The organism is Microcoleus sp. S13C4 (genome assembly GCF_036700865.1).
Lineage (GTDB): Bacteria > Cyanobacteriota > Cyanobacteriia > Cyanobacteriales > Microcoleaceae > Microcoleus.
This window is the reverse complement of sequence record NZ_JAUBPS010000020.1, coordinates 12816-39341: the sequence shown is the minus strand read 5'-3', so window position 1 is coordinate 39341 and position 26526 is coordinate 12816. Positions and strand designations below refer to the sequence as shown.

The window sequence follows — 26526 nt, the reverse complement described above, 5'->3', positions numbered from 1 at the left end:
AGAGATGAAATTTATAGATTTGTTTTCAGGAATAGGAGGTTTCAGACAAGGTTTTGAAAGAGTTGGCTTTGAATGCGCTTTTTCCTGCGAAATTAACAGCAAATGCCGAGAAGTTTACCAGGATAATTTCAGTGACGTTCCTTTTGCCGACATCAGTAACATCAATCCCGCCGATTTAGCAGACTTTGATGTTTTAGTCGCCGGCTTTCCTTGCCAACCTTTTAGCATCTGTGGCAAAAAGTTGGGTTTTGAAGATACGAGAGGCACACTGTTTTTCGAGATTTGTAAAATTATTAAAGTAAAACAACCTCAAGTAATTGTCCTAGAAAATGTCAAGCACTTAATCCATCACGACAAGGGAAATACATTAAAAGTAATTATTGCCAGCCTGAGAGAGTTGGGATACAGCGTGAAGTACAAAATGCTGAATGCTAAAGACTTTGGAATTCCTCAACATCGTGAAAGAATATTCATTATTGCAACTAAAGGTAAAGACTTCAATTTTTCTCGACTTAAAAGCAAGTTTCCTCCGCAACTCAGAGAATTTCTAGACGAGACAGGGCATTTTGAAATATTGGACAAATCTGAGTATACTTTAATTGAGTCTCCGAGAAAGCAAGATTCGGGACTGGTATTTGTAGGTTACAGAAATAAAGGTACTTGGAAAACGGGCGTGAGGCCAAATACAGAACATTTATCGAGAGTTCACAGACAGCCTAATCGCATTTATTCGGTAGATGGAGTGCATCCCACAATTCCTTCGCAAGAAACCTCGGGCAGGTTTTTTATCTACATTCCTGAGCAAGATATTGTGAGAAAGTTGACGCTTAAGGAATGTTATCGACTTATGGGTTTTCCTGAAGATTTTAAAAGTTATCCGAGTGCAGGGGAAAGTTACAAGCAAATTGGGAATTCGGTTTGTGTACCGGTTGTGGAGGCGATCGCCAAAGAAATATTAAGTCAAAATTTATTATATGATGAAAAGAAGGAACTACAAAGATGCCCAGAGTTTCAACTGCTTGTAGAAGCCGGGACTCTAGTTAACACTATTACTTGAAATAAATTTTGTTATTAAACAATTTTAGCCTTAACCAAGCGCTAACTTTGAGCTATAATATAAGTCACCCAAGATAGATATAGTTGTCATGGAAGAATTACTCACCTTAAAAAGCTTACTGCTAAAAGGGGATATACCTGGGTCATTAGCTATAGTTGAAGAACTAGAAGAAATGAGCAAAAAAGACATCATTAAAACTATTCGCAGCTATGCAGTGATTTTACTATTGCATCTGATTAAACAGCAAGCTGAAAATCGTACAACTCGCTCTTGGGATATCTCGATTCGGAACTCGGTTTTAGAAATTCAGGAGGAAAATAAGCGACCGAGAGGCGCGGGATTTTACTTACCTCTAGAAGAGTTACTCATTGTTTTAGAAATGGCGTATCGACAAGCTATTAATAAAGCTTCCCTAGAAGTGGAAGAAGGGCGTTATGAACCAAAAGAATTGTCGCAGTTAGTGAATCAAGAGGCACTTATTAATCAAGCAATGACTTTAATTTCACAAGAAGCTGAAGATAAGGACTAAAGTTACCCAAAGTCAGGAGACGGCAATGCCGTTTCCCTACCTCAATTAATTGTAGGGAAACGGCATTGCTGTCTCCTCGATTTTTGTAAGGACACGCCAGTGCCGTTTCCCTACTTGATTAGGCGGGAACTTGGATTTTTTCGGTGCCGGCCAGTTCAAAGGCTGCGTGAATTGCTTTCAAAGCAGTTACACCTTGTTCCTCATCCACAACGCAGCTAATTTTAATCTCAGAAGTTGCAATCATTTGAATGTTGATTTGCTGGCGGGAAAGCGCTTCAAACATCTTTGCCGCTACTCCCGGATGCGCTACCATCCCGGAACCGACAACGCTAACTTTGGCAATTTGTGTATCGACTGCTACTTCGCCCCATCCGAATTCAAGCGCCGATTTTTCAAGGGCGTTTTTAGCAGCTTCGGCGTCAATTTGCGCTACGGTAAATGCAATGTCGCGAGTTAATATGCCGTCTATATTGTGGCAGCGCTGCGACTGAATGATCGTGTCTACGCTGATATTTTCCTCGGCTAAAAGTCCGAACAGTTTTGCTGCTACTCCGGGGCGATCGGGCAATTGGCGAATTGCTAGACGCGCTTGATTGATATCCAACGCAACGGCGCGGACTGCGGGCGGTTTTTGGGATGATGAACGCAGCCCAATAGGGGAGTTGGCAACATCAAATGTTTTGCAGAGTTCGGCAACGGCCCGATCGCAATCTTCGGCATCGATCGCACAACTAACTTTCACCTCGGATGTAGAAATCATTTGAATGTTAATTCCCGCATCCGCTAAAGTCTTAAACATCTGCGCCGCTACCCTCGGACGACCGATCATTCCCGCACCCGCAATGCTAACTTTAGCTATTGGCCGCTCTTCTGCTTTCACTTCCGGTTCTCCCAATTCTGGGCGAGAATTCTTGCCGAGGGTGGGAATAATTGCATCTGCAACCGCAGTAGCTTGTTGGAGAGATTTTCGCGTCACTGTGAAGGCGATATCGTTAGTATTTCCTTCATGAATTGACTGGATAATTAAGTCTACATCGAGGTTTTGTTGGGCGATCGCACCAAACAACCGCGCTGCTACGCCGGGGCGATCGGGCAAACGCAGCAGCGACACCCCTGCCTGATCTAAGTCAAATTCCACCGCATCCACCGCGGTTGCGAGCTCCAAACCCTCCAAAGGCCGAAGTTTCGGGGGTGGGGACACTACCCGCGTACCGGGGGCGTCACTCCAGCTAGAAAGCACTACCAGCGGCACGCCGTAATTTTTGGCAATTTCTACCGCGCGCGGGTGCAGGACTTTTGCGCCCAAACTCGCCAATTCAAGCATTTCGTCGCAGGTGATTTCGTCCATTAATTGGGCGTCGGCAACCAAGCGCGGATCTGTAGTCAGAATTCCGGGCACGTCGGTATAAATTTCGCACCTGTCTGCCCGCAGCGCTGCGGCGAGGGCAACTGCTGTCGTGTCGGAACCGCCACGGCCCAAGGTGGTAATTTCCAATTCTCCGGCATCGGCTATGCCTTGGAACCCCGCAACCACAACGACTTTACCGCTTTTTAACTGGCTCTCAAGCCGATTTGGGTCGATTCGCAAAATCCGGGCGCGGGTGTGGGCTGCTTCGGTGACAATGCCGACTTGGGCGCCGGTGAGGGAAATGGCGGGCTGTCCCATTTCCTGCAATGCCATGCTCAAAAGTGCGATCGAGACTTGTTCCCCAGTGGAAAGCAACATATCCATTTCCCGCTTGTTGGGATTTGCGGAAATTTCCTTGGCGAGTTTAACTAAACCGTCGGTGGTTTTGCCCATCGCCGAAAGTACGACAACGAGAGAGTTGCCAAGCTGTGCTGTTTTTACTACTCGTCGGGCTACTTCCAGAATGCGATCGACTGTGCCAACCGAGGTTCCGCCATATTTCTGAACAATTAGTGCCATAGGACTTACACAAAAAGTGATGCAATACTTAAGTTAATATACGCAAATTTTTGATAATAACCGATGAATGTTTATATCGTTTCTGAGGAGGCTGCTAGGCGATCGGGTTTTTACAGCACATGCAGTATTGTCCGTCGGGATGAATTTGGTCTAAAATGGGTCGAATTGATGTTGTTAATAGGATGCTTTGAGGGTGTTCTTGAAAATTTTTCACAAAAGTACCGTCGGAGTCTGGTAATTGAGTGTGGTCTGGGAAATCAGTTGCTACAATTTCGGGTTTTTCGGTGACACTCATGTTGACCTCTTGAATGTTGAAAAATTATACTTATAATTGGTGAAGGAGAGATTAATTATGCTATTATGTCGTGGCCAACCTCCGATTGCTATCTAGAATATTTTAAATAATATGAGTCAGTACAAGTTAATTATTTTTGACTTCGACGGCACTTTGGCAATTACTCACAAAGCTATTGTATTTTGCTTTACCAAAACTTTTGAAAGTTTCAATATTACCCCGCCTGCTGCTGATACTATTATAGGTACGATTGGCATCAATTTACCCAATAGTTTTAAAATCCTCCATCCGGCGATTGAGGAAAGCGCAATTCCCGAATGGGTTGAAACTTATCGCTCTTATTATCGGAGGGAAGGTGAAAAGCAGGTAGATTTATTCCCGGGGACAAAGCAAATTGTGCAGTTGGCGCGCCATTCTGGATTGAGCCTGGGAGTTTTTAGCAACAAACACGTTAGTTTTGTGAATTTGTTACTGCAAAAATTGAAAATCCAGAGTTTTTTTGATTTAATTTTAGGTGATGACGGACAAATTCTTCTGAAGCCGAATCCGGCTGTTTTTCACTCGATTATTAAACCGCTGTTCCCGGAGTTGGATAACAGTCAAATTTTAATGGTGGGCGATACAGCGATTGATTTGCTGTTTGCTAAAAATGCTGGGATAGATGTTTGTTGGGCAGCTTACGGATATGGCGATCGCGCTCAGTGTCTCGCCCTAGAACCGACTTTCGCGATCGAGGATATTTCGGAATTGGTCGCGCTCGTTCAAAATTAATCTTGACTCTGTTTTTTTTAGAAGAGTGTGAATCCTTTAAATAAAAAAATAAATAAAAAAATATTTTACTAGAGCCGGACGCTCAATTTGTTTTGATTCACTCGAAAAAATAAATGCGCGAACCTGTAAGCCGCCCAAACTCTGCCAAGTAAACCATACCAGAGATAGAGTGATCGCCGGAACAGCTATTATAAATTAACAAGTAGGATTCCTATGAAGGTAGAAGGCAGAAGCAAAAAAAGATGGATGCCAGATTTTTTGTAGGTATAATTTATCGCTCAAATTTTGCATAATAACCTTCTAACTTCTGCCTTCGCTAAACAGGCAATTCTGTTAAACATTAGGGTGTGCTGTCAGTCGGGATCGACAATAAACTCAATATATAGAAACTCATGCAGATCGATATAAGCATTCCTTCTGAAACGCTATCGCCGACTCGCACTGGCGGCAATGCACCGAATTTAATAGAAGAAGTATTTCGACTGTACGATCGCGCCCTGGCAGCTACCAGCAACGGCATCGCGATCGCGGACGCTACCCGGCCGGACAAGCCAATAGTCTACTGCAACCCGGCTTTCGAGAAGATTACAGGCTACGATCGCAGCGAAATAATTGGGAAGAACTGCCGCTTCCTGCAAGGCCCGGATACCGATCGCGCTGCCGTCGATCAAATCCGCGTAGCGCTGAAAGAACAACACGACTGCAAAGTAGTTCTGAAAAACTACCGCAAAGACGGCACCCCATTCTGGAACGAACTCACCATCTCGCCCGTGCGCGACAGCAGCGGGCTCGTCACCCACTTCATCGGCGTCCAATCGGATATCAGCGATCGCAAACAAGCAGAAGAAGCCCTCAAACAAACCGAGGCAAAATACCGCAGCATCTTTGAAAACGCCACCGAAGGCATATTTCAAACCACCCCAGACGGGCGCTACCTCAGCGCCAACCCGGCACTCGCCCGAATGTACGGCTACGATTCCCCGTCAGAACTGATTGCAAAATGTTCGGCAAAAAACCTTTACGCCGATCGCACCCGCCGCGCTTCCTTCATTGCAGAAATCAGCAAAAATGGCTCCCTGAAAGAGTTTGAGTCCTGCGTCCGCCGCAAAGACGGCAGCACTACCTGGATCTCGGAAAACGTGCGCGAAGTCCGCGACGAAGGCGGCGAACTCCTTTACTACGAAGGAACCGTCGCCGAAATCGCCGCCCGCAAACAAGCCGAAGCAGCCCTGCGAAATCAAGAATACTGGCTGAAAACCGCGATCGACGCCGTGCCCGACGCGATCAACCTCACAGACAGCGAGGGGCGCTGGCTGATTGCCAACGACTGCGCCCTGCAACTTTTGGGCTGGGAAACCGCAGACTACCAGGGCAAAACGACTGCCGAACTCGCTGCCGTCGCCACTGGGAGAGTCAGAGAAATCCTCCTAACTTGGCAGGAAACCGACGAAACCACCTGGGAAGCAGGCACTCTTACCTCCAGCCGCCAAATTGTCTCCTTGCCCACAGGCGGCAGCAATTTGTTTGAAGTGCGGAAAGTGCCACTGTTCAACCCCGACGGTTCGCGCAAAGGTTTGGCAGTGGCGGGGCGGGACATCACCCAGGAAGTGGCAGCGGATGCAGCTTTGCGAGACAGCGAACAGCGGTTTCGGGCAATTTTTGAACGCGCTGCGATCGGCATGGTAGTCGCTACCCTCGAAGGTGTTGCGATCGCCACTAATCCGGCATTTCAAGCTATGCTGGGGATCTCGGAAGCTCAACTGCGGGGTATGGGACTCGACGACTGCGCGCACCCGGAAGACGCGCCAGTTTCGCGGGAGTTGCACCGACAGTTGGCCGCGGGTTCGCGCGAAGCTTACCAAATCGAGAAGCGCTACCTCCGCCCAGACGGCAGCATCAGGTGGGGACGCCTCAGCGCCTCTGTCATCGATAGCAGTCAGGGAACGCCACAGTTTATTTTGCAAATGGTAGAAGATATTACCGATCGCAAACAAGCTGAGTCAGCTTTGTTGCAAAATGAGGCTAAGTGGCGATCGCTGATTCTCAACAGTTCCGACATCATTACTATTCTCGACAAAAGCGGTCGCATTGTTTACGAAAGCCCTTCTGTAGAAAAAGTGTTGGGCTACGAACCAGAGGAACTCGCCCGTCAAATTGCCGTCGATTTCATCCACCCTGACGACCTTCCCTCCCTGATGTCCGACAGCGAAAAAATGATCGCAAATCCAGGCGATCCCATCGCCGTAGAAGGTCGCTTCCGGCGCGCTGACGGTTCTTGGTGTTTTCTCGAAGGCGTGGGCATTAACTTGCTAGCAGACCCCACTGTGAGGGGAATTGTGATCAACTCCCGCGACATGACGGCGCGCAGGCAAGCAGAGTACCGCCTCAGCAAAATCAACGAGTGCTTTTTGGGATTCACCACCGACGCCGCTGACAACATCCAGCGCCTGACATCCTTAGCCGGCGAGCTTTTGGGCGGAAGCTGCGCCATCTACAGCCATGTCGGTGACGGTCTGCTGCGCGCGATCGCAACTTGGCAAGCGCCGCCGGACTACCCGCTGGTCGATCGCGCCGAGGGCCACATCTGCACCGACGTATGCAGCAAAGGAAGCGATCGGGCTGTAGCCATTCCTGACTTGCAGAACACGATCTACGGCCAAACCGATCCCGCTGTCATCCGCTACAAACTGCAAAGCTATCTGGGACAAGCAGTGCGGCTGGGCGACAATTACGTGGGTGCGCTGTGCGTTGTCTACACTGAGTCGATCGCGCCCACAGAAGCCGACTGCAAGCTGATCGGAATTATTGCCGGGGCGATCGGAGTTGAGGAAGAACGGGCCGCCGCTGCCGATCGCGATCGGCAAAAATCCGAAGAACTGCAAACAGCTTTGCACGAATTGCAGCAAACTCAAATGCAGTTAGTACAAACCGAAAAAATGTCTTCCCTCGGACAGGTGCTAGCAGGAATTGCCCACGAAATAAACAACCCAGTTGGCTTTGTCGCCGGCAACCTCTGCCACGTCCGAGGCGACGTTCTCGACTTGTTAGAAATCGTGCAGGTGTATCGAGAAGAGTATCCAAATCCCCCAGCCAAAATTCAGCAACAAGCCGAGGATATAGACTTAGAATTTCTAGCAGAAGACCTGCCCAAATTGCTTAATTCGATGCAGACAGGATGCGAACGCATTGTAGAAATTATTCAAACTCTGCGTAATTTCTCGCGGGCGGACGAAGCGAAAATCAAAACTGCCGACATTCACGAAGGTTTAGAAAGTACCTTGTTAATGTTGAACAGCCGACTGAAAGCCAAGGCAAACTGGCAGGGCATTAAAGTGATTAAAGAATACGGAGAATTGCCCCAAATCAACTGTCATCCCGGACAGTTAAATCAAGTATTTATGAATGTATTGGCAAATGCTATCGACGCCTTAGAAGAAAGCAGCAGCCAAGCAAAAGATACCGCAAATTCTATCTGTCTTACTATTACAATTAAAACTGAAACCATTGATGACAAGAGCATTTTAATTCGGATCAAAGACAACGGTCTGGGCATTCCCGAAGATCAGATTGTGCGTTTGTTTGACCCGTTTTTTACCACAAAACCCGTAGGTAAAGGCACAGGTTTGGGTTTATCAATTTCGCACCAAATTGTCGTTGAAAAACACAACGGCAAATTGCAGTGCCTCTCAGAACCCGGTAAAGGCACTGAATTTATCATCGAAATTCCAATTAAGTAGAAGGAATCAGGAAGGCACTACACGGATGAACATGAAGACACGCATTAATTATCGAGTCTGTGTCAATTCATGTCATGTCCGTTTGATTCGGACTTGTATGATGTTAAATTGTGTAGGGTCGGGTTCGCCTATATTTTTGACAATTATCGACAAATTATATAAACCGGCCCCGCCTATACTTAGAAACCGGGTTTTTTACCTTGGGTGGGGGCTAGAACGCAGTATTTTCGTCAAAAAACCCGGTTTCTGGGTTCCCATGCGTGGAATTAAAAACTAAACTGCGTCCGCAAATTGCCCACAAAAATTGTCGGGTTGTTATCGAAATTATTGGCATTGCTGATCGCATAAAATGCCGGCACGATCGAAATATAGTCGGTGAGGGGCAAATAATAAGTTGCCTCAATTTCGTACTGCGTGCCACCATTCCCTCCGCCAGAAACCAGAAACCTCCGACCGCCAGTAAAGTCAAAAGGTACTAAATATGACACCGTAAGCAAAGCTCCTTCTTTGAATAAATCGGGAAATGCAAGTCCTAACTGATAAGATTGATTTTTGATCGTGCCGTCGGGTCGGTTAGTTTTGGGAAATATATTGGTTTCGGCGTAGCCGTAACGGCCGAAAAGACCAAAACCGCGAGTGACTAACCAATCGAAATTGAAACTATAAGTATTCGCAGTCGCATTCCCGAGGCGGCCGCCGAAACCGTCATCTGCCACACCGTTTAACGGCTTGCTGTTAGGAGATCCAATTAAGCCACCGATTTGCTGGATGTTGGAACGGCTGTACAGAAATCGCAAATTAGCCCGTTCCGTCGGACTGAATGTTAATTCTGCCGTAGTCGTATTTGTCCCACCAAACAAGCCTTGAGAGGGATTGGAAGCGGAATTAAACACGGAAGTGGGCAAAAATTCCGTACTCTCGCCCAAATAGCCAAAACGCAGTTTCAATGCGCGGCCGATATCCCACAAAACCAAAGCACCGGCACCGCGTCTGGTAGCGCTTAATAGAGGGCTGTTGTTAGAATTAAAGCTGCTCGCACCCTCTACGAAAAAGTTAAACCTATTGTTGTCAAAGTAGCGGTAAAAATTAATCCGCGGCCCGACTACTACTTGCAAGCTGTTGGTAAGTGGGAACCGATAGGAAAGTTCCCGCAGGATAACTTCATTGGGATTTCCTCCCGCAGTTTGATCGAGAAAAGGAGTGCCGAATGTATTGAACAGACCAGTTGAAGTATACTGATTGGCTGGGGAATTGCCGTTACCTACAGCTAGCTGGGTAATCAATTCGTCTTTCCCTGTAAAAGAAGTAGTGAGGGTCAACCAAACTAACTGGCTGAAAGTGATTTCTGGGTCGTCCACTCTCTGCACAATTGGTCTGTTGGTGACAGGATCGCGTCCGGCTACTCGATCGAGCGGAGCAGCATTTCCATTTATTGCTTCCACTCGGACTCGATCGCCCGCAAAAGCTCCAGTCAGGTTAAACCAAGCAAATCCGTTTAGTTTAGTGGTAGTTGAAAATTGGTTGGCTTCCAATTCGGCAGTGCGGGCTTCTAAAGCATCTACTCGACCGCGCAAAGTAGCTAATTCTGCTGCAAATTCTTCTTGCAATCTTTGCAAAGCAAGTAAATCTTCTCGCTGGACTAAATTACCAGTAGCACCGCCAAGTTGTTTGGTAATTTGGTCTAAGCAAGCGTTTAATCCGGCGGCGAATTCGTAGCGAGTCATTGCCCGATTGCCTCGAAATGTGCCGTCTGGATATCCCGCAATGCAGCCGTATCTTTCTACTAGGGATTGCAAGGCTTGAAAAGCCCAATCTGTCGGCCGCACGTCGGAGAGTTGGGACACAGAGGTGACTTGTGCCGCGTCTTCTTGTATGCTGAGGTCATCAGCGGTGCCAGTCTCGCTGTAGATCTCGGCAACTTTGCTGGCTTCAGCAACGTTTTGAGACTGAGGAGAGTTTGCAATTTCTAACTCCTGGGGGGGCAATTCGCGAATTGCCCCCGTTATTTCTGGGGCTGTTGTTGCGAGATCCTGTGTTGCTTTATCTTTTTTGGGTAAAGGGCGATCGACTGTTGCTATATCTATTTCGGGTAAAGCACGATCGACTGTTGCTATATCTGTGTCAGTTAAAGCATGATTCACCCATGCTGCATCTGTGTCAGGTAAAGCGCGATCGACTGTTGATTTAGTCTCTGCTGTGATTGCCGCTAACTGCGGTATCTCAATCTTAACTGCTGCCAGCGCTGCGTCTGGGTTAGCCTCCGGGACGGCACTCGCTTCTAGCGCAACTTCTGGAGTTGAGGTATCCTGAATTTGAGCTGTTGCTGCGATCGACCCCAAAGGCACCGCGGCACCAGAAATCAAGAAAGACAGCCAAAAAGCTTTAAGGGAGGTTGAATTATTCACCATACCACTCACACCACTTGTTGAAAATTAAATTTGGGCAATCTTAAACGATAAGCTTGCTTATAAATGTGTTTGGTTTAACAAATTCTTATAAATATTTAAAATTATTTTAGGAAGCAAGCGATTCCCAATCACTAATCACTGATGACTACTGACTACTGACTAATTCCCAAAATGAAGTTTTTATTAGTTACAGATTTAGACAACACGCTAGTCGGAGATGACGAAGCAACTCAAGTTTTAAACCAGCGCTTGCAATCAAAGCTATCGCAAATTTGTTTGGTTTACGCTACGGGGCGTTCTTATGCTTCCACTTGCGAATTAATTGCCCAAAAGCAACTACTAGCACCCGACTATTTGATCGCAGGTGTAGGCAGCGAAATTTACCAAGACGGAATCCTCGATTTAGATTGGGCGGAGTATCTTTCTCAAGACTGGGATAAAATGGCGATCGCCTCTTTAGCTCAGCAGTTTTCCCAGCTTAAACCCCAATCCCTAAAAGAACAAAATCCTTGGAAAATCAGTTATTGTCTGGAACCAGCAGCAGAAAATAGTTCGACTCTCCAGACTTTGCAGCAAAAGTTAACTGAATCGCGACTACCAGCTCAAATCATTTTTAGCAGCAATCGCGATGTAGATATTTTACCGCAAACTAGCAATAAAGGCAATGCCCTTACTTATTTACAAAAGCGCCTACAAATTCCATCTGAGGCAACATTAGTTTGCGGTGATTCTGGCAATGATATCAATATGTTTGAACAGGATGTCCGGGGAGTAATCGTCGCTAATGCTCTGTCAGAACTCTTAGAATGGCATCGCGAATGTGGCACTGAAAATCATTATTTAGCAGGTTCTGCTTGCGCTTGGGGAATCATGGAAGGAATGGCATATTTTTGGGAATTTTGATTGCCGAAAATCCGGTTTGGTTTGTAGTCAGCAGTGAAGTCCTCCTACAAATCAGACGACTGAAGTCCTCAGTACAAACGCACCCCAAGCACCCCAAGTCTTGCAAACCGTTAAAATCTGTTCAGCAATCTCAACCGCGTATCGAGCGAACCTGCGAGTTGCGAAACCATCAGCGTGTACTGCTTTATCAAAGCTAATCGAACTTAACTTTAGTTACCTCAAGCGAGTTGAAGTTTATTTCCTAGCCCTGTTGGTTAGTCGGCTATCCGCCGATCGCCAAAGGTTCTATAGTTAAGTTTAGCGCTTCAACCGAAATTACTCTCTCTAGAAGAAGTTATCTTCCTAGATGAAGAAAATGTCGGTTTAGGCAACTATTTGCCCCTTTAGTTCAGTTCGCGAACGCACCGCCACATGGAACAAAATACTTTACCCGTAGAGGTGATTCTCTCTCACCCCCGCCAATATTTAGGTAGCATTCGGCTGGATTGGACGCCACAACCGGGGAACTATCTAGATTTAGAGGGAGAAACCTATGCTGTTTTGGAACGCCACCACCGCTATCAACTCCAATCCGGCCGCTACCGACTGCAAAAAATTGCCCTGTACGTGCAGTCGGCCACACCGCCGACGGAAAGAACTTTTGTAAGTGGCATCTGGGTTATCGGAGATTCTAGCTGTCGCTTTAATGCTCGATCGGAAATTCTGCGCTGTGCTGTCAAACCTAATGGCCCGTGCGACGGCTGCGGCGATTACCAAAAGTCTTGAATCATCGAGTCCGTGGACAATTCCACCTCGCCCAACCGAGAGTGCCGAGAATCTCGGCGTCTCCCTCATTTACGACAAACTATCAAAACCCACTAGCAACTCTGGAATCGAATTTAACTTCTTCAGGAAGGCGATAATCTATCTTTTGATAGCTGTGCAGCACGTCGCGAATGCCAGTATGAATCAAATTTTCTATGTGCAGCAACTGCTCAGAAGAACAGCGAACCTGAACTGTTTGGTTTGACACAGACTCGCCGGAGTCGATCGCAGTATATCTATTAGGAACTCGGGTGAGCACGTAAGCAATTAAATCCTGTCGCAAGCCAGAAGGCGAAAAAGCTTGTTGGTAGGGGTGCGTGGGATAAGACTCCAAGATAATTTCTACTTCCTCTGTGACTACTGCCAAGGTAATATTGACAAGATTTTTCTGCATTTTTCCCGTCCCAAAATACTGGTTAACTACTATTTTTTTTGCCGCTCTCGCTCTCGTGTGATTTCTGCTGAATCTTAGCCTGCTAATACCGCACATCGTCCTTCGGGAATAACAAGTTCGATCTCGGAACTTACCTCTTCTATAACCCGCAGCACGTAACAGGGAATCTTGTCAGATAAAATAGCAGTTGCCACCGCACCCGTGTGAATTTCTAAGACTGCTTCGGCAGCAGCTTCAAACATCAGTCGCTGTCCCGGAAACATCACTCTTTCAAAGTACCAATTAGGAATGTTCCCAATCCGAACCACCTGAACTAGGTTGGTAACATTTGCGTAATAGCACAGAATCTGGTTGTTACCTTTAGAAGATAGCTGATCTGACATTTGAAAAATCTCCACACTCTTTCAAAAACTTACTGAGACTTTGCTTTGCCTGTTAGTGGCTATTGCGAGTTTGGCTCTTGACAAAACGACCGACGTATTTGTGGGGTGTTATTCGAGAGCGCGCATCACATCTTCAGTTATTAATTTTTTTACCATTGAGTTCTCCGGCTAACACTTAGAGGACTGGCGCGCCAACCCCGTTTTTCCCAGTTAAAACCCGGTTTTTGTGGTAGGCACTGCCTAACCCCTGACTTATGCAGGCTGGTTGTGCTGTGGCACCAGTTAATCAAAAGTACCGTCACTGACCCGAAAGCTCCTGACAACAGGTTCATTCTTTGGCAGCGGAATGGTGCTGAGATGGCATAGACTTTCAACTCAAGAGCTTGGACTAAATATTATCTAAAAAATATGAGGAAATTATGAAGGTCATAATTTTTTTTGATAAATATACTTTTGCCGAAGCAGGGATTACAACACTTAGGCAACAACCGGGTTTTTTACCAAAAAAATTGGCTGCATCTGTGATGGTAGGTTAAAAAACCCGGTTTCTGAGGGAACTCTCCGTAACTCTTGGATTAGCAGCCTGAAACCGGGTTTCTTACCAAAAAACTTCGCTGCCTCTGTGATCCCGGCTTAAAAAAAACCGTTCTTGAGGCAAGTGTGCGTAACTTCTGGGGCAGTTATTCTACCTGTAAATACGGTGTTAGCCTTTAGGCTTTGCGGGTAACAAAAAACCCCGACTCCCTGAGAGCATCTCTGGAACTTCTAGGGAATCAGAGTTTAAATTAACCAATCACCGATCGATCTCAAAGCTAAATCAAAAAAATGAGGAAATTCTGAATACACCAGGAAAAACTAGGACTCTCCTGGACACACAAACCCCGTTTAATAACATAATTGTGTGATTTTTGCAAGAATCAAGGGAACGAGAAAGCGAATTTTCGATCGTCATCCGGCTTTAATGCCCCCTTGATTCTTCAGTCGGGCGGGGCCAACTTTGTTTGTCTAGTAAGGGTTTCAACTGCCGAGTTTGATATGCTATGTGCGATCGCATTTTACCCCAGTTTAAAGCAACGGTTCCCAACCCAGAATTTCCGCAACTTGCTGTGCCAAACTCAAAGGATCGAAAGGCTTTGCAATCACCCCCGCTACCCCCAAATCAGCAAATTCGCTCAAATCCAGTGCCTGCACCTTAGCAGTCAGGAAAATAACCGGAATCCCGCGAGTAGCCGCATTGTTTTGCAGCAAACCAAACAGAGTAAGTCCGTCCATATCGGGCATCATCACATCTAGCAGAATAGCGTCAGGGAGTTGAGTTTCAGCTAAAAGCAATCCTTGGCTGCCGGAGGGCGCGCTTAGTACAGTCCAGCCGCCTAAATGTTCCAGACAAGCCTGAATCACGCTGGAGAGGTTTTTTTCATCATCGATTACCAGAATGCGCTTTGCTGACATAATTGAAACTCAACTTTTAAATTAATCATGGCCAACCGAAAGAGGACTTACGCACGCTGCCTCATCAACCCGGTTTCTTCACAGATATAGCAGAAGGAAGAAGCAATAAAATTAAGAGTTTCAGCACTTAAGAACATCCTAATCGTCGAGCGCGGTTGCTATATTTTGCCGCTCACCGACTTAAACCAAAAACAGAAAAATCGACATATAAGCCTCCCAAACTCATCCTCCCCGCGTGCGTTGCGAGGAACGTTAGCTGTCGCGATCTTTTATCAAAGCAATCTCAAAACTCCAAACTTTTTCCCCCTTCGCCTTCCAACGGTGCAGGCACTGTGAAATAGAAACTGCTGCCTTCTGAGACAACACTTTCGGCCCAAATTCTGCCGCCGTGCTGCTGTACGATGCTGCGACAGATAGCCAAACCCAAACCCGTACCTCCTTTTTGGCGGGAGTCAGAAGCATCGACTTGTTGAAACCGTCCAAAGATAGTTTCTAGTTTATCTGCAGGAATCCCCCGCCCTCGATCTTTGACTTCAAATAAAACCCGTGAAGCGTAGCTATCCCGTAGGGAATCGCCCAAATCTTCAACCCTGACAGTTACTGTACTCCCTGGAGCGGAGAATTTAATCGCATTGCTCAACAAATTTACCAGCAGTTGAACGATTCTGTCGGGGTCAGCCCAAATTTGGGCTGTTTCTGGCAAAATCGACAAATCAATGTTATTTTCAGCAGCAAAAGAAAGTACAGCTTCTGCAGACTTCCGCATCAAAACCTGGGCATCGCACCACTGCTTGACGAGGATAACTTGGCTCGAATCGAGCCGTTCTAAGTCGAGAATATCGTTTACCAAACGCACTAACCGTTCAGTATCGTTAGAGGCGATTTCTAACATTTGTTTGGCAGTTTCCGGTTTATTTTTGAGTACCCCAGCCGCCAGCAAACCTAAAGAACCACGAATGGAGGCAAGGGGAGTTCTCAGTTCGTGGCTGACAATCGAAATAAACTCATTTTTCATTTTTTCAATTGCCCGACTTTCTGTGATATCTGTGACTGTGCCGACGTGACCAATTAGTTGAGATCTGTCGGAAAAAATCGGAGCTGTTTTAAGCCGACAAAAGCGGATGGTTCCGTCTCGCTGGATGTGGCGGAATTCGCAGGAAAATTCCCCATCTAGCGATTGCGATTGGGACCACTTAGACAGAATTAGTTTGAGGTCTTCGCGGTGAACAAACCGCCTCCAGCCGTTTCCTAAAGCTGCGGCAGGTGTGAAGCCACCAATTGCTTGACAGCGAGGATTTGTATAGGTACATTTCCCCTCAGTATCGATTTTGAAAATACCCACGGGGGAACTCTCGCTCAGAGAGCGAAATAAAGCTTCGCTTTCCCGGAGTTCTGCTTGAGAGTTTTCTAGTTCTCTGGTTCGCTGCAAAACTCGTATTTCTAACCGTTCGTTGAGCTGTTGGAGGGCGGCTTCAGCAAGTTTGCGATCGCTAATATCGCGCTGCACTGATACCCAATGGGTAAACTCACCATTTTTGTCAGCTATGGGCACAATACTCATTTCTACCCAAAATTCCGTCCCGTCTTTGCGGTAATTGATCAAGTCAACCCGCACCGGTTGCCAGGTTTCCAAAGCGGTCCGAATTTGATCGAGACTGGCGCGGTCTGTTTTTTCTCCTTGCAAGATGCGCGGTGTTTTACCCAAAACTTCTTCTAGCGTATAGCCGGTCATCCGCGTGAAAGCTGGGTTGACATAAAGAATTCGCGGGCCCGGTTCGTCAATCGGTTCAGCTTCGGTAATTAACACGGCGTCGTCAGTGGTGGTGACTGCTGATTCCAACAGGCGCAACTGTAATTCTATAGCTTTGCGATCGGTAATTTCTGTAACTGTCCCCACCATCCGCACTGCATCGCCTGCTTCGTTGTAAAAAAACTTACCTTTCCCCTCTATCCAGTGAATGCTGCCGTCGGGCCAAACCACGCGGTATTCCAGAAAGTAATCTGCTCGCTGGGCCAGGGTCTGATTTATAGTATTATCCGTATTTTTTAAATCTTCTGGGTGAATGCAAGCTGCAAAACTTTGATAAGTTCCCGCAAAAGTTCCCGGGGCCAACCCAAACAACTCTTCGTGTTCCCTCGACCAAACAATGCGATTTTTCTGCAAGTCCCAGTCCCAAAATCCGATTTTGGTAGCCGACAAAGCTAAGCTAAGCTGCTGATTAATTTTCCGCAACTCCAAGCTAGTAATAGCAACTCGAAGTTCTCGGGCTATTTCGATTTCGCACTGCTGCCAAGGCAAAGATTTTAACCTCACAGTTTCTTGCCACAAATCAAAGGAAGTGCGAGGAGACCTCGGTCGGGTGCCATCCGGTTTAAATTCAATTTGCCCGTCTGGTTGACCGGCCCAGTTGACAGTTTGAATTGCTTCGGGACGGAACCACAAAATGTAATAATTTTGCATCTCGGACATGGCAAGCACCAGCAAACCGCTAGCAACTTCTTGAAACTTCTCGGATGGCGGATACAGTTTTGAGAGAGAATCTGTATAAAAAACATCATTATTTATTTGACCTTTTATCCAAGTAATTAAGTTTTTTATTTCTCCCAATTCCGGGGTTTTGCCGATGGTTGTTAAATTTTCATTGGCACACACAACTCCACCCGTAGCGCCCACTAAGGCTAGCAATTCATCGGGCAATGTAAGCAAACCTTCTACAAAGCAGTTTTTTCGAGAGATTTCTGTGATAAATTTATGGCAATTTTTTTTTAAATAAATTCCATATTCCCAGTCTTCGCTATCTTGTTTGTAGCTAAGTTCTAAATTCACAAACTTTGCTAACATTTCGCAAGCAGATCTTGTTTCGTAGTTTACATACTTTCGTGTTGGATGGTGACAGGCGAGCAATCCCCAGACTTTTTTATCTTTGATTAATGTCAGGGTCATGCTAGCGGCAACGTTCATATTTTTGAGATATTGAACGTGGCAAGGCGAAACTGTTCTCAACAAAGAATAGGCCATATCCAGGGGGCGACCCGTCAGCGGATTGCAGTGAGGAATTAGTTCGACAGGCTGACAGTTAATATCGGGAATAAACCGAATTAAATTCATGTTAAACAAATTTCTTGCCAGGGGGGGAATATCGGTAGCTGGATAGTGCAGCCCTAATAAAGGAGCCAAACTTTCTACTTTGTCTTCGGCGATAACTTCCCCCGCCCCGGTGGCATCAAATTGATAGACGATCGCCCGATCGAAACCGATCATCCGCCGCACTTCTGCAACTGCTGTCTGACACAGCACTTGCAGGTTTGGTGTTTTGTGGATTTTGTCGATCGGCTCTTGGACTAAATTATAATAATTGAAACAATCGCTCGTTTTTGGGGAAACAACCGACTCTAGTTCAACAATTAATGCTGAATTTGATTGATGTAGCGTCCCCTCAAAAAAAGACTTGCGGTCTTGACTTGTGAATGATAATCTGATACTGTTACGTTGGTGGTCGTTTTCAAATAAAGCTTTTTCAATAGCCTCAATTTCGTCAGTCTCGACAAATTCCTCTAAACATTTATCCAAAAGTTGTTCGGGGTAAAGGCCCATCGCCTCAAAAGTATTGTTGCTAACTTGCAAAATTTTCAACGCCGGAGATTCCAGCACCAAAAGGATGCCGTGTGGTTGAATCGAACCCGGGGCGTAAATTAGTTCGCAGTCGCTGTTATTGAGAGTGCCTGTGTCTGAGGGCAATAACATTGCTTTCATCTGATTAATACTTCTCTAAATTAGCCTGTGTTCTTGATCAGCGACCAAGCATCAATCAATAGCACCGCGTCGGAATCACACAATCTAACAATCCCAAGTCTTGGCTAAGGCTTCCTGATTTGTTTCGGACACGCACTGCATATTGGCTCCTAGTTATCCCATTTTAAAAAAAGAATACAACTGTAGGTACGTGATCGAAACCCATATCTCATCAGTCATTCCCACTTTTTCAATTCTTTAATTCTTTAAATCTAAAATGGGATTAGCGCTGTGCCTGAGCCAGTCTGTTTCTGAGTTGAGTCCGCTCCAAACGATTGAGGAGGCGAGCAATTAATTCCGGTTTCACGATCGGCTTGTTCACGTAGTCGTCAGCACCTGCGACAAACATTTGGCGCACTGTTTCCGACTCCGAATGAGCAGTCAAAAATAGCACGGGGAGCTTGCTCCAGCGCAAATCGTTACGCACTGCCAAACACAGCTCGATACCGCTGTAACCGGGCATCTCCACATCTAAAATTAGCAAATCCGGACAAGTGGTTTCGAGTACCTCCCAGAACTTTTCAGGATCGTCCAATGTTGTTACTTGAAATCCCCAAGGCTGTAGAATCACTTTCAGTGCAGCCAATAGATGCACGTCATCGTCTACCACCATAACTTTCGCTTCAGCAGGGCCAGTCTGGTCGAGGACTTGGGCGACTGCTTTGAGTATATCTGCTGGGGGGATAGATTTGTGTAAAAAGCCGGAAGCTCCCAAACGAGCAACTTCTATTCGATCGCTCAATTGATTGTGCCCGCTAAAAACCATCACCGGAATTTCGGGTTTTTCACTGCGGAGTTCGGCTAGGAGAGCAAGTCCGTTTTCCTGAGATCTGGAAAATGTCAAATCCAGCAAAATCGCGTCGGGAGGCTGTTGAGAAATCGCATTTCTTGCCGCTTGCGGAGAGTTGGCGACTTCTACCTGGAAGCCAAAACCGGATGCTGCTATTTTCAGTTGCTCGCTGCCAAAAGTATCATCATCAACAATTAGCATTCGGCGCTTTGGGGAAACCTGAGCAGCCAAATCGCCTTCTGGTTCGGGCGACGGGCGATCGAATATCTGTTTGAGCTTATGCAGAAATCCCTCAATTTGCTGATCCGTCCCCGGTTTCAAGATGTTTTCCGCCTTGAACAAATGTTCTATCTGGCGCGCCACTTCTGAACCTTTGGGCAGCCCTAAAGTTCCCAAAGAACCGACTAATTTGTGAGCCTGAGCTTGGGCTTCCTGGCGCAGTTCGTCCTCCAAGCTTCCGTTTTTGAGTTGAGCGATCGCGCGATCGAAGATCGCCACCTTTTCTATAAAATTTGCTTTTAAATTTACCCGCATTTGGGCAACCACATTCAGGACTTTGAGGCGGCGGTCGTCATTGTTTAATTCCTGGCTCGACCCGCTGGATTCAGCAGATAAAGTCTCTGGACTTTTAGCAGTTTCTGCCGTTTCTCCCGCAATTTTTGGGTTCTCCATATCCTCCGGCCGGCTTTTGAGCCGATAGCCCAATCCGTACACGGTTTCCACTAAATCTACAATCATCCCGGCTGCTTTCAGCTTCTGCCGCAGCCCCTTGATGTGAGCGGTAACGGCTTCTTCCTGAGGAAATTCGCCGGCCGACCAAATGCGATCGAGGATGGCACTGCGACTGAAAATACGCCGGGGATTTCTCAGGAAAAGTTCTAGCAAATTGTACTCTTTGGGAGTCAAGTGCAGCACTTTTTCAGCATAAGCTACTTCGGTAGTGTCGGGGTTGACTTGCAGTTTTTCCCAGGTCAAATTTTTACTCGACAAAGTTGCCTTGCCCCGGCGCAGCAAAGCTCGAATTCGAGCGATTAATTCTTCGAGATTAAAGGGTTTGACCACATAATCGTCTGCACCCGCTTCTAAACCTTGGACTCGATCGTTGCTGCTATCTAGCGCTGTCAGCAGTAAAATCGGCATTTGGCAGCCGGACGATCGCAATTTCCGACACAAACTAATGCCGTCGAGTTTAGGAATCAGCACATCCAAAACAATCAGGTCGTAATCGTATGCCTGCACCAAATGCAACGCTGTTTCACCGTCTGCTGCCGCATTCACATTGTAATTGTGAGACTCCAGCGCTTGAGTCAGCAAACTGACTGTAACTGTGTCATCTTCTACCAGCAGGATTTTCATAAACGTCACCTGTCCTTCCAACTCTTCTTGGAACTTTATTCTCGGTTTTTGGGGCTAATTAAATATCCTTTTTACAACTGAATTTAAGAATTACCCACCTTCATTATAACAAATATTATTCTTGAAATAGTATAAGGGTCAATTATTATGGTGATTTTATTTGTTTTCCTCTCGTAATATTTCATTAGATTCGCGCTGGGACTTTAGGGCTTTTTGGACTTCAGCGCCTGCTGAATCTTTTGAATCAGATATTGCGACGAATCTTGATGTTTAACTAAGTTTTCCAACTCGGAAACCGCGACTTCGGCGTGTTCTAGTTCTTGAACTAAAGAATCAGCGGTAACACTTTTTATGACTCCCAAAGGTTCTTGGATAGCGGTCAAGGAATTGAATTTTTTTTCCGCTATTAATTCTTCCAACTCTAACAGGGCCATTTCTGCGCGATCGATCTTGATAGTCACGGATTTAGCCACATTAGCACCCGCTCTTGCTGCCTCCGTGAGTTCGTGAACTCGAAGTTTAAACCGACTGGCAATTTGCTCCATTTGAGTCCCCAATTCAAACGTTTTACTTGCCAGTCTGCCAATTTCTAGACTCACTTTGCTCAGACCGCTGGGCTGACTTCCCATTTGATTGGTAACTACAGCCACCTGTACTGCTAAATGCCTGACTTGTTCGATCGCCTCCCGGATGGTTCGGGAAGTGCGGTTAACCGTTTCTAAATCATTAGCTATTGCTTTGCCCACTCCCAAAATTTTATCTGTATTGTTGCAAATAGAATTAGCACCTTGAAAAGTAGCTTGAAATGCTTGGCGACCTTCCGAAGAAATCAGTTTCGCAATCCTCACAAATCGCTGATTCATTTGAGCAATTTCTTCAGCTTGTTTGACCAGTGCCAATTGCTGGGAGCTGGGATTGGTATGCGACTTCTCTGCTTGACGTTGGTGGATTTTTAAAAGCTCATTACATTGATTAAACTTAGCCTGTTCTTGTTGAAATAACGCCAAATACTTGTGTCTTTCTACTCGGTATTTTTGAATAACTTTGTTAGCTTGCGCTAACAATTTTGACTGTGCAATCACCAGAGTATGAACGTCCAAAAGGCGGTGACTCTGGTCTTCCATTACCACAATAATCGGTTCATAAATCAAGTCTTTGTGCCTGTTGAAGGACGCTTGGACGGCATCATCAACTTTCCAGTTTTCCGAAAGCAGCAAAGGCGGAATTCTAATAAAATCTAACAAGGCTCGAATCGGGTGTGACCCGTAAAGTTCTACGCGATCGGGAAAACTCATTTGCTCTCGAAATTTGACGCGAGAAATCATGCCCAATACCTGTGATTCATGAGTAATAATGACTCCCGGCAGGTCTGGTTCTTGCTCAAATCTTTCAGCCACTACCTGTCCTGGAGTTGCAGCGCTCACTTGGAAGTCGTGACACGGCAGATGTCCGATCCTGAAATCGGGGGTGAGTTGAGTTGGATTGCTCATTTACCCGGATAGTGTTAAGTACAAGTTAACAAATTATATATTAATATTATACTGGAATAAGATTGTTGAAAGTAGTCAACGAGCCAGCACGGAAGTGACTGGGCTTCGGGCCTAAAACTTCATTTTCCGTTGACCAGCCTGAGACCTTTGATGTCTGGTTTTTTGAGTAATGACACCAAGCGGATACGTAGCTAGTCCCCTGTTGTGTCGTTAAGGGTTAAACATTTTTATTTGGGTTAAAGACGTGCCATTAGGCGAATCAGCTCAGAAAATAAAGGCGCGTGCTAACTTCACCCCAGCAATGGGAGTGGAATTCCTTAGTTTCCATCAACAACCCGGTTCACAAACACAACCAGAAGCGATCGATTATATAGCCGTATCCCTTCCGGCCGTTTCCTCCTACCGCTTTCGCGCTCGTAAAGCGCTGGAGCGCGGGTCACTCGCCCAGAAGAAACATGACAACTATCGGGAGAAATTAGCTCTCTGGCTCCGGGGCCTTCTATTACCTACTTTCTGACTACTGTCATCTCAAGTTTGTTGGATCGGCCGCGCCTGCTGTGCCTCAGGTTCCGTCCTCACAACAGGGACACTCATATTTTGTTCTTTAAAACAACCGGGAAAATATCTAGATTGAAATCAAAAACCTTAAATCGGACTTTGCCACTAGCAACCTTTGAGGCTGCTTACCAGTTGTTACAGCAAATGGCTGAACACCCCGGGGCGATTTGGCTGAGCGACGATGCTTACGCGGATTCTCAAAATCTGGAAAATTCGTCGGAAAGGTTTGCAGCAGTGATATCAGAGCATTTTAGCGCGCTGCTGCGCGGCAATCTATTAGATGAGTTCGCAACAAACGGACACAAGCACAGCGAAAAAAATCTCCATTCGCAATTGAATGTGCAGTTGACTTTCGATCCCGGAGCGATCGCCAATTTCCTGTCTCCCCTCGCAGACAAACTCGCAGAAATAACCCCCGCACCCTCGTGGCAAATTGACATTCGCGCCCTCAAACAAGGAATTAAAAATATACAGCCCAACTCAGCCGTTATTCAAAGCGAATTTACCCTAAATTTGCTGGATATTCTGGCTGCCAATGCCAGCCCAAATAATCCTCGGCCCCTACACAGCCAAACAGAAATAGAGGGAAAATCAGCGCCCAAAGTTATAGATCCAGAACTGCTACAGAGCCAGATTGCCGAAGCCGTCAATCAATTACAAATTGCTAGTCCCTGCATTTCATTTTGTCAGCCAGTAGAAGATGCTTTGCAGCAGCAGCTTGAACAAGAGCGACTTTTGAATCAGGTGACAACTCAAATCCGCCAGAGTTTGGAATTGCCTGTAATTTTGTCAAAAGCAGTCGAGCGAGTGCGAGAGTTTTTGGAGGTCGATCGCCTGTTAATTTATCAATTTGAAAAAGTGCCAGCGCCGCACAATCGTGAGTTAGCTAAAGAAATATTTGCGCCGGTTTCTGGGTCTGGCGAAATCCCCAAAAATTCCGGGTCTTACTTGTATTTAGGTCGTGTCACCTACGAAGCTTTAGCTAACGATACTATCTCGTCTGTACTGAATTTTAGTGAAGGCGCGCAGTGTTTTACCAATGGAATAATTGACAGAGAGAAATATCGCAAAGGTTTGGCTTTGTGCGTGGCGGATGTGGAAACAACTTACTCTTCGCAGCCGTGTTTTTTAGAGTTAATGCGGCGGGCGAAGGTGCGGGCGAAGTTGCTAGTGCCGATCGTAGTTCAAGACGAGTTGTGGGGGCTCCTAATTGCCCATCAGTGTACTGTTCGGCATTGGGAAGAAAGCAAAAAAACATTTTTGCGGCACATAGCAGAACATTTGGCGATCGCCATTTACCAAGCCGAACTTTATGCACAAGTCCAGCAGGAAAAGCGCACCTCAGAACAGCGCGTAATAGAGCGCACGCGAGAACTGCGCGATGCACTGGTCGCCGCCCAGTCTGCCAGCCTCGCCAAGAGCGAATTTTTGGCAGCTATGAGCCACGAATTGCGGACTCCTCTCACCTGCGTCATCGGCATTTCTGACACGCTGCTGCGGTGGTCTTACGGCAAAGTTGGCAGTAAAGAAGTGCCAGTGCAAAAGCAACGGCAGTACCTGCAAACTATCCGAGACAGCGGCGACCACTTATTAGAATTAATTAACGATATTTTAGATTTATCGCAAGTAGAAGCGGGCAAAGCAGTATTAAAAGTTAGTGAATTTTCACTTTCCAAATTAGCTTCTCAGAGCCTGCACGCCCTCAAAGAAAAAGCGGCGGTTAAAGGCGTGGATTTGGTGCAAGAGCAGCGGATAAAACAAGAGTGCGATCGCTTCATCGCTGACCCGCGCCGCTTGAGACAAATTCTCTTCAATCTTTTAGGAAATGCGATTAAATTTACTCCCGAAGGCGGGCGAGTAATCCTGCGAGTTTGGGTGACAGAAGATAAAAATCGAAGGCCGGAAGTACGACATCCCGGTATTGCACCTGCTGGCAGCACCGCTGTTTTTCAAATCAAAGATACTGGCATTGGAATTCCCGAAGATCAGCGATCGCTTTTGTTTCAAAAATTCCAGCAGTTGGATTCCCCCTACCGCCGCGAATACGGTGGCACCGGTCTGGGATTGGCTTTAACTAAACAGTTAGTAGAGCTTCACGGCGGCGCGATCGAAGTCAACTCAACAGTTGATGTCGGCTCTACTTTTACCGTTTTTATACCCATCCAAACTCAAAGCAAAGATGAGTCCACAAAATTCACCTATGAAAAATCGAATTCATCTCTACCGCTGCATTCTTCCTCGCGGGGCAGCCTCGTCCTCATCGAAGAAGATGAAGAAATTGCCATGCTGATTTGCGATATCCTGACAGCAGCAGGACTGCAAGTAGTGTGGATGATTGAAGGTTCGGCTGCGGTCGAACAAATTGAACTTTTGCAGCCGACTGCTGTGATTGTTGATATGCGTTTACCCGGTATGAATGGCTGTGAAATAATTCACCAACTGCGCCAAAAGCCCGCTACTGAAAATATCAAAATTCTGGCTTTAAGCGCTAAAGAGATTCCCGCAGATGAGATATCTTCAGTGACGGCTGGAGCTAACGATTGTTTGGTTAAACCAATTGACCCTGAACAATTGCTTGACAAAATTATTTCTTTAATGGCCGGGATTGGTAATGGGTAATTGGGGATGGGGCATTGGGGATGGGGCATGGGGCATTTAATATAATTGAGTTTTTGAGGTAATTATGGGAAGACCTGATTTTGAGGAATTAGAGGTTTATAAGTTGGCGGGAAGTTTGGCGAATCAGATTTGGGAGATTGTTAAAAAATGGGATTACTTCACAAAAGATACTATGGGCAAACAGATAGTTCGGTCTGCTGATAGTGTCTGTGCTAATATTGCTGAAGGAAGAGGTCGTTATAATGACCAAGATAATAGGCGTTTTGTAAAAATTGCGCTTAGGCTCTTTGTACGAAACAGTAAACTGGTTAAGATTAGCCTATGCTAGACAACTTATCACCAGCGAAGAAGTAAGCAAATTTAAACCAATTATCGATAAACTACTACCAAAACTTAACGCTTATTTGAGTTCAATAGGACACAGGGAATAAATTACAAAAAAAGCCCGATGCCCGATGCCTCCTGCCCGATGCCCGATGCCCAATTCCCCATCCCCAATTCGCCATGATTAATTGTCAAATTCCTACAGGATTAATTGTTTCTTGTCAAGCACCTGCTGATTCGCCGCTACACGATCCGATCGTAATTGCAGCAATGGCTCGAACCGCCATCAATCGAGGTGCATCGGGCGTGCGGATTGACACTCCGGCTCACATTGCAGCGGTGCGAAAACAGATATCCGCTCCCATAATTGGGATTTGGAAGCAGCAATTGCCGGGATGCGAGATTTACATTACTCCTCGGTTTGAAGACGCGCGGGCGATCGCCGCTTCTGGAGCCGATATTATCGCCGTTGATGCTACTCTGAGAAGCCGTCCTGCTGGCGGCGAAGACTTAAAGACATTAATCGCGCAAATTCACAGCGAATTGGGCAAATTAGTGATGGCGGATGTAGATACGATAGAAGCTGCGATCGCGGCAAGCGAAGCTGGTGCAGATACTGTAGCAACAACTCTTTTTGGCTATACTGCCCAGACGGAAAACTTATCGCCACCGGGATTTGATTTGCTTGCGGAAATGGTAGAAAAGCTTAAGGTTCCTGTTATCTGCGAAGGCGGGATATCGGGGCCGGAAATGGCTAAAAAAGCGTTGGATTTAGGAGCAGCGGCTGTTGTTGTCGGGACAGATATTACTGGGATTGATCTTAAGGTGACAGCCTATAAGTCCCTGATGGGGAAGTAATAAGGAAGTTCGGCAACGGATTGTTTAACGGATGTAACGGATGTAACGGATAGAAGGAAGTTCGGCAACGGATTGTTT

18 protein-coding genes and 1 pseudogene are annotated in these 26526 nt (G+C 46.3%); 10 read left to right on the top strand and 9 right to left on the bottom strand.

The window, feature by feature from the left end:
* The first annotated feature begins 4 nt into the window (after window positions 1–4).
* Together dcm and QT996_RS11080 are read left to right on the top strand one after the other, a co-directional pair.
* Complete coding sequence (gene dcm, locus QT996_RS11085; protein ID WP_333046559.1) at window positions 5–1057, top strand: DNA (cytosine-5-)-methyltransferase; 1053 nt, start codon at window positions 5–7, stop codon at window positions 1055–1057.
* Window positions 1058–1145: 88 nt separating this feature from the next.
* On the top strand, window positions 1146–1586 hold the full coding sequence (locus QT996_RS11080; RefSeq protein ID WP_333046556.1) for a DUF29 family protein: 441 nt from the start codon (window positions 1146–1148) through the stop codon (window positions 1584–1586).
* Window positions 1587–1704: 118 nt separating this feature from the next.
* Here QT996_RS11080 and QT996_RS11075 read toward each other — a convergent pair whose 3' ends face one another.
* Window positions 1705–3513 carry an aspartate kinase gene (locus tag QT996_RS11075; protein ID WP_333046554.1) on the bottom strand — a complete coding sequence of 603 codons (1809 nt, stop codon included), beginning with the start codon at window positions 3511–3513 and terminating at the stop codon, window positions 1705–1707.
* 118 nt (window positions 3514–3631) lie between these two features.
* Window positions 3632–3808, bottom strand: a pseudogene (locus QT996_RS11070) (Uma2 family endonuclease); the annotation flags it as partial.
* Between the two features lie 111 nt (window positions 3809–3919).
* Here QT996_RS11070 and QT996_RS11065 point away from each other — a divergent pair.
* Both QT996_RS11065 and QT996_RS11060 read left to right on the top strand, forming a co-directional pair.
* Window positions 3920–4579 (top strand): HAD family hydrolase, encoded by a 660-nt coding sequence (locus QT996_RS11065; protein WP_333046553.1) that lies wholly within the window; start codon window positions 3920–3922, stop codon window positions 4577–4579.
* Between the two features lie 392 nt (window positions 4580–4971).
* Window positions 4972–8316, top strand: a complete 3345-nt coding sequence (locus QT996_RS11060; protein WP_333046551.1) for a PAS domain S-box protein — start codon at window positions 4972–4974, stop codon at window positions 8314–8316.
* A 266-nt stretch (window positions 8317–8582) separates the two neighbouring features.
* Here the strand turns inward: QT996_RS11060 and QT996_RS11055 are convergent, their stop codons facing one another.
* A complete protein-coding gene (locus QT996_RS11055; RefSeq protein ID WP_333046549.1) occupies window positions 8583–10724 on the bottom strand; it encodes an iron uptake porin in 2142 nt (713 codons plus the stop codon).
* A 171-nt stretch (window positions 10725–10895) separates the two neighbouring features.
* On the opposite strand from QT996_RS11055, the gene QT996_RS11050 reads away from it, so the two are divergent.
* Both QT996_RS11050 and QT996_RS11045 read left to right on the top strand, forming a co-directional pair.
* Complete coding sequence (locus QT996_RS11050; RefSeq protein WP_333046548.1) at window positions 10896–11627, top strand: sucrose-phosphate phosphatase; 732 nt, start codon at window positions 10896–10898, stop codon at window positions 11625–11627.
* A gap of 411 nt (window positions 11628–12038) precedes the next feature.
* On the top strand, window positions 12039–12392 hold the full coding sequence (locus QT996_RS11045) for a DUF6464 family protein (protein ID WP_333046547.1): 354 nt from the start codon (window positions 12039–12041) through the stop codon (window positions 12390–12392).
* Window positions 12393–12474: 82 nt separating this feature from the next.
* Here QT996_RS11045 and QT996_RS11040 read toward each other — a convergent pair whose 3' ends face one another.
* The 6 genes from QT996_RS11040 to QT996_RS11015 all read right to left on the bottom strand — a co-directional run bounded on the left by QT996_RS11040 (window position 12475) and on the right by QT996_RS11015 (window position 22089).
* Complete coding sequence (locus tag QT996_RS11040) at window positions 12475–12825, bottom strand: late competence development ComFB family protein (RefSeq protein ID WP_333046545.1); 351 nt, start codon at window positions 12823–12825, stop codon at window positions 12475–12477.
* A 74-nt stretch (window positions 12826–12899) separates the two neighbouring features.
* The gene (locus QT996_RS11035) at window positions 12900–13208 is read right to left on the bottom strand and encodes a DUF1830 domain-containing protein (protein ID WP_333046543.1); all 309 of its coding nucleotides are present in this window, start codon (window positions 13206–13208) and stop codon (window positions 12900–12902) included.
* A 1065-nt stretch (window positions 13209–14273) separates the two neighbouring features.
* Complete coding sequence (locus QT996_RS11030; protein ID WP_333046542.1) at window positions 14274–14660, bottom strand: response regulator; 387 nt, start codon at window positions 14658–14660, stop codon at window positions 14274–14276.
* Window positions 14661–14943: 283 nt separating this feature from the next.
* Entirely contained in the window at window positions 14944–18414 is a 3471-nt protein-coding gene (locus QT996_RS11025; protein WP_333046541.1) for a PAS domain S-box protein, read from the bottom strand.
* Between the two features lie 262 nt (window positions 18415–18676).
* On the bottom strand, window positions 18677–20599 hold the full coding sequence (locus QT996_RS11020; protein ID WP_333046539.1) for a response regulator: 1923 nt from the start codon (window positions 20597–20599) through the stop codon (window positions 18677–18679).
* A 203-nt stretch (window positions 20600–20802) separates the two neighbouring features.
* A complete protein-coding gene (locus QT996_RS11015; protein WP_333046538.1) occupies window positions 20803–22089 on the bottom strand; it encodes a chemotaxis protein in 1287 nt (428 codons plus the stop codon).
* Window positions 22090–22719: 630 nt separating this feature from the next.
* Between QT996_RS11015 and QT996_RS11010 the strand changes: the two genes are divergently transcribed.
* The 4 genes from QT996_RS11010 (at window position 22720) to QT996_RS10995 (ending at window position 26448) form a co-directional block, all read left to right on the top strand.
* Window positions 22720–25266: an ATP-binding protein gene (locus tag QT996_RS11010; RefSeq protein ID WP_333046537.1), complete on the top strand. Its 2547-nt coding sequence runs from the start codon at window positions 22720–22722 to the stop codon at window positions 25264–25266.
* Between the two features lie 64 nt (window positions 25267–25330).
* The gene (locus tag QT996_RS11005) at window positions 25331–25594 is read left to right on the top strand and encodes a four helix bundle protein (RefSeq protein ID WP_333046536.1); all 264 of its coding nucleotides are present in this window, start codon (window positions 25331–25333) and stop codon (window positions 25592–25594) included.
* Window positions 25539–25697 carry a four helix bundle protein gene (locus QT996_RS11000; protein WP_333046535.1) on the top strand — a complete coding sequence of 53 codons (159 nt, stop codon included), beginning with the start codon at window positions 25539–25541 and terminating at the stop codon, window positions 25695–25697. The genes QT996_RS11005 and QT996_RS11000 overlap by 56 nt, the downstream gene beginning before the upstream one ends.
* A 73-nt stretch (window positions 25698–25770) precedes the next feature.
* On the top strand, window positions 25771–26448 hold the full coding sequence (locus QT996_RS10995) for an N-acetylmannosamine-6-phosphate 2-epimerase (protein ID WP_333046534.1): 678 nt from the start codon (window positions 25771–25773) through the stop codon (window positions 26446–26448).
* Window positions 26449–26526: the final 78 nt, after the last annotated feature.

What these genes read in the sequence shown, in the direction of transcription:
- dcm (WP_333046559.1), top strand. Translation starts at nt 5, where the DNA reads ATGAAATTTATAGATTTGTTTTCAGGAATAGGAGGTTTCAGACAAGGT.
- QT996_RS11080 (WP_333046556.1), top strand. Translation starts at nt 1,146, where the DNA reads ATGGAAGAATTACTCACCTTAAAAAGCTTACTGCTAAAAGGGGATATA.
- QT996_RS11075 (WP_333046554.1), bottom strand. Translation starts at nt 3,513, where the DNA reads ATGGCACTAATTGTTCAGAAATATGGCGGAACCTCGGTTGGCACAGTC.
- QT996_RS11065 (WP_333046553.1), top strand. Translation starts at nt 3,920, where the DNA reads ATGAGTCAGTACAAGTTAATTATTTTTGACTTCGACGGCACTTTGGCA.
- QT996_RS11060 (WP_333046551.1), top strand. Translation starts at nt 4,972, where the DNA reads ATGCAGATCGATATAAGCATTCCTTCTGAAACGCTATCGCCGACTCGC.
- QT996_RS11055 (WP_333046549.1), bottom strand. Translation starts at nt 10,724, where the DNA reads ATGGTGAATAATTCAACCTCCCTTAAAGCTTTTTGGCTGTCTTTCTTG.
- QT996_RS11050 (WP_333046548.1), top strand. Translation starts at nt 10,896, where the DNA reads ATGAAGTTTTTATTAGTTACAGATTTAGACAACACGCTAGTCGGAGAT.
- QT996_RS11045 (WP_333046547.1), top strand. Translation starts at nt 12,039, where the DNA reads ATGGAACAAAATACTTTACCCGTAGAGGTGATTCTCTCTCACCCCCGC.
- QT996_RS11040 (WP_333046545.1), bottom strand. Translation starts at nt 12,825, where the DNA reads ATGCAGAAAAATCTTGTCAATATTACCTTGGCAGTAGTCACAGAGGAA.
- QT996_RS11035 (WP_333046543.1), bottom strand. Translation starts at nt 13,208, where the DNA reads ATGTCAGATCAGCTATCTTCTAAAGGTAACAACCAGATTCTGTGCTAT.
- QT996_RS11030 (WP_333046542.1), bottom strand. Translation starts at nt 14,660, where the DNA reads ATGTCAGCAAAGCGCATTCTGGTAATCGATGATGAAAAAAACCTCTCC.
- QT996_RS11025 (WP_333046541.1), bottom strand. Translation starts at nt 18,414, where the DNA reads ATGAAAGCAATGTTATTGCCCTCAGACACAGGCACTCTCAATAACAGC.
- QT996_RS11020 (WP_333046539.1), bottom strand. Translation starts at nt 20,599, where the DNA reads ATGAAAATCCTGCTGGTAGAAGATGACACAGTTACAGTCAGTTTGCTG.
- QT996_RS11015 (WP_333046538.1), bottom strand. Translation starts at nt 22,089, where the DNA reads ATGAGCAATCCAACTCAACTCACCCCCGATTTCAGGATCGGACATCTG.
- QT996_RS11005 (WP_333046536.1), top strand. Translation starts at nt 25,331, where the DNA reads ATGGGAAGACCTGATTTTGAGGAATTAGAGGTTTATAAGTTGGCGGGA.
- QT996_RS10995 (WP_333046534.1), top strand. Translation starts at nt 25,771, where the DNA reads ATGATTAATTGTCAAATTCCTACAGGATTAATTGTTTCTTGTCAAGCA.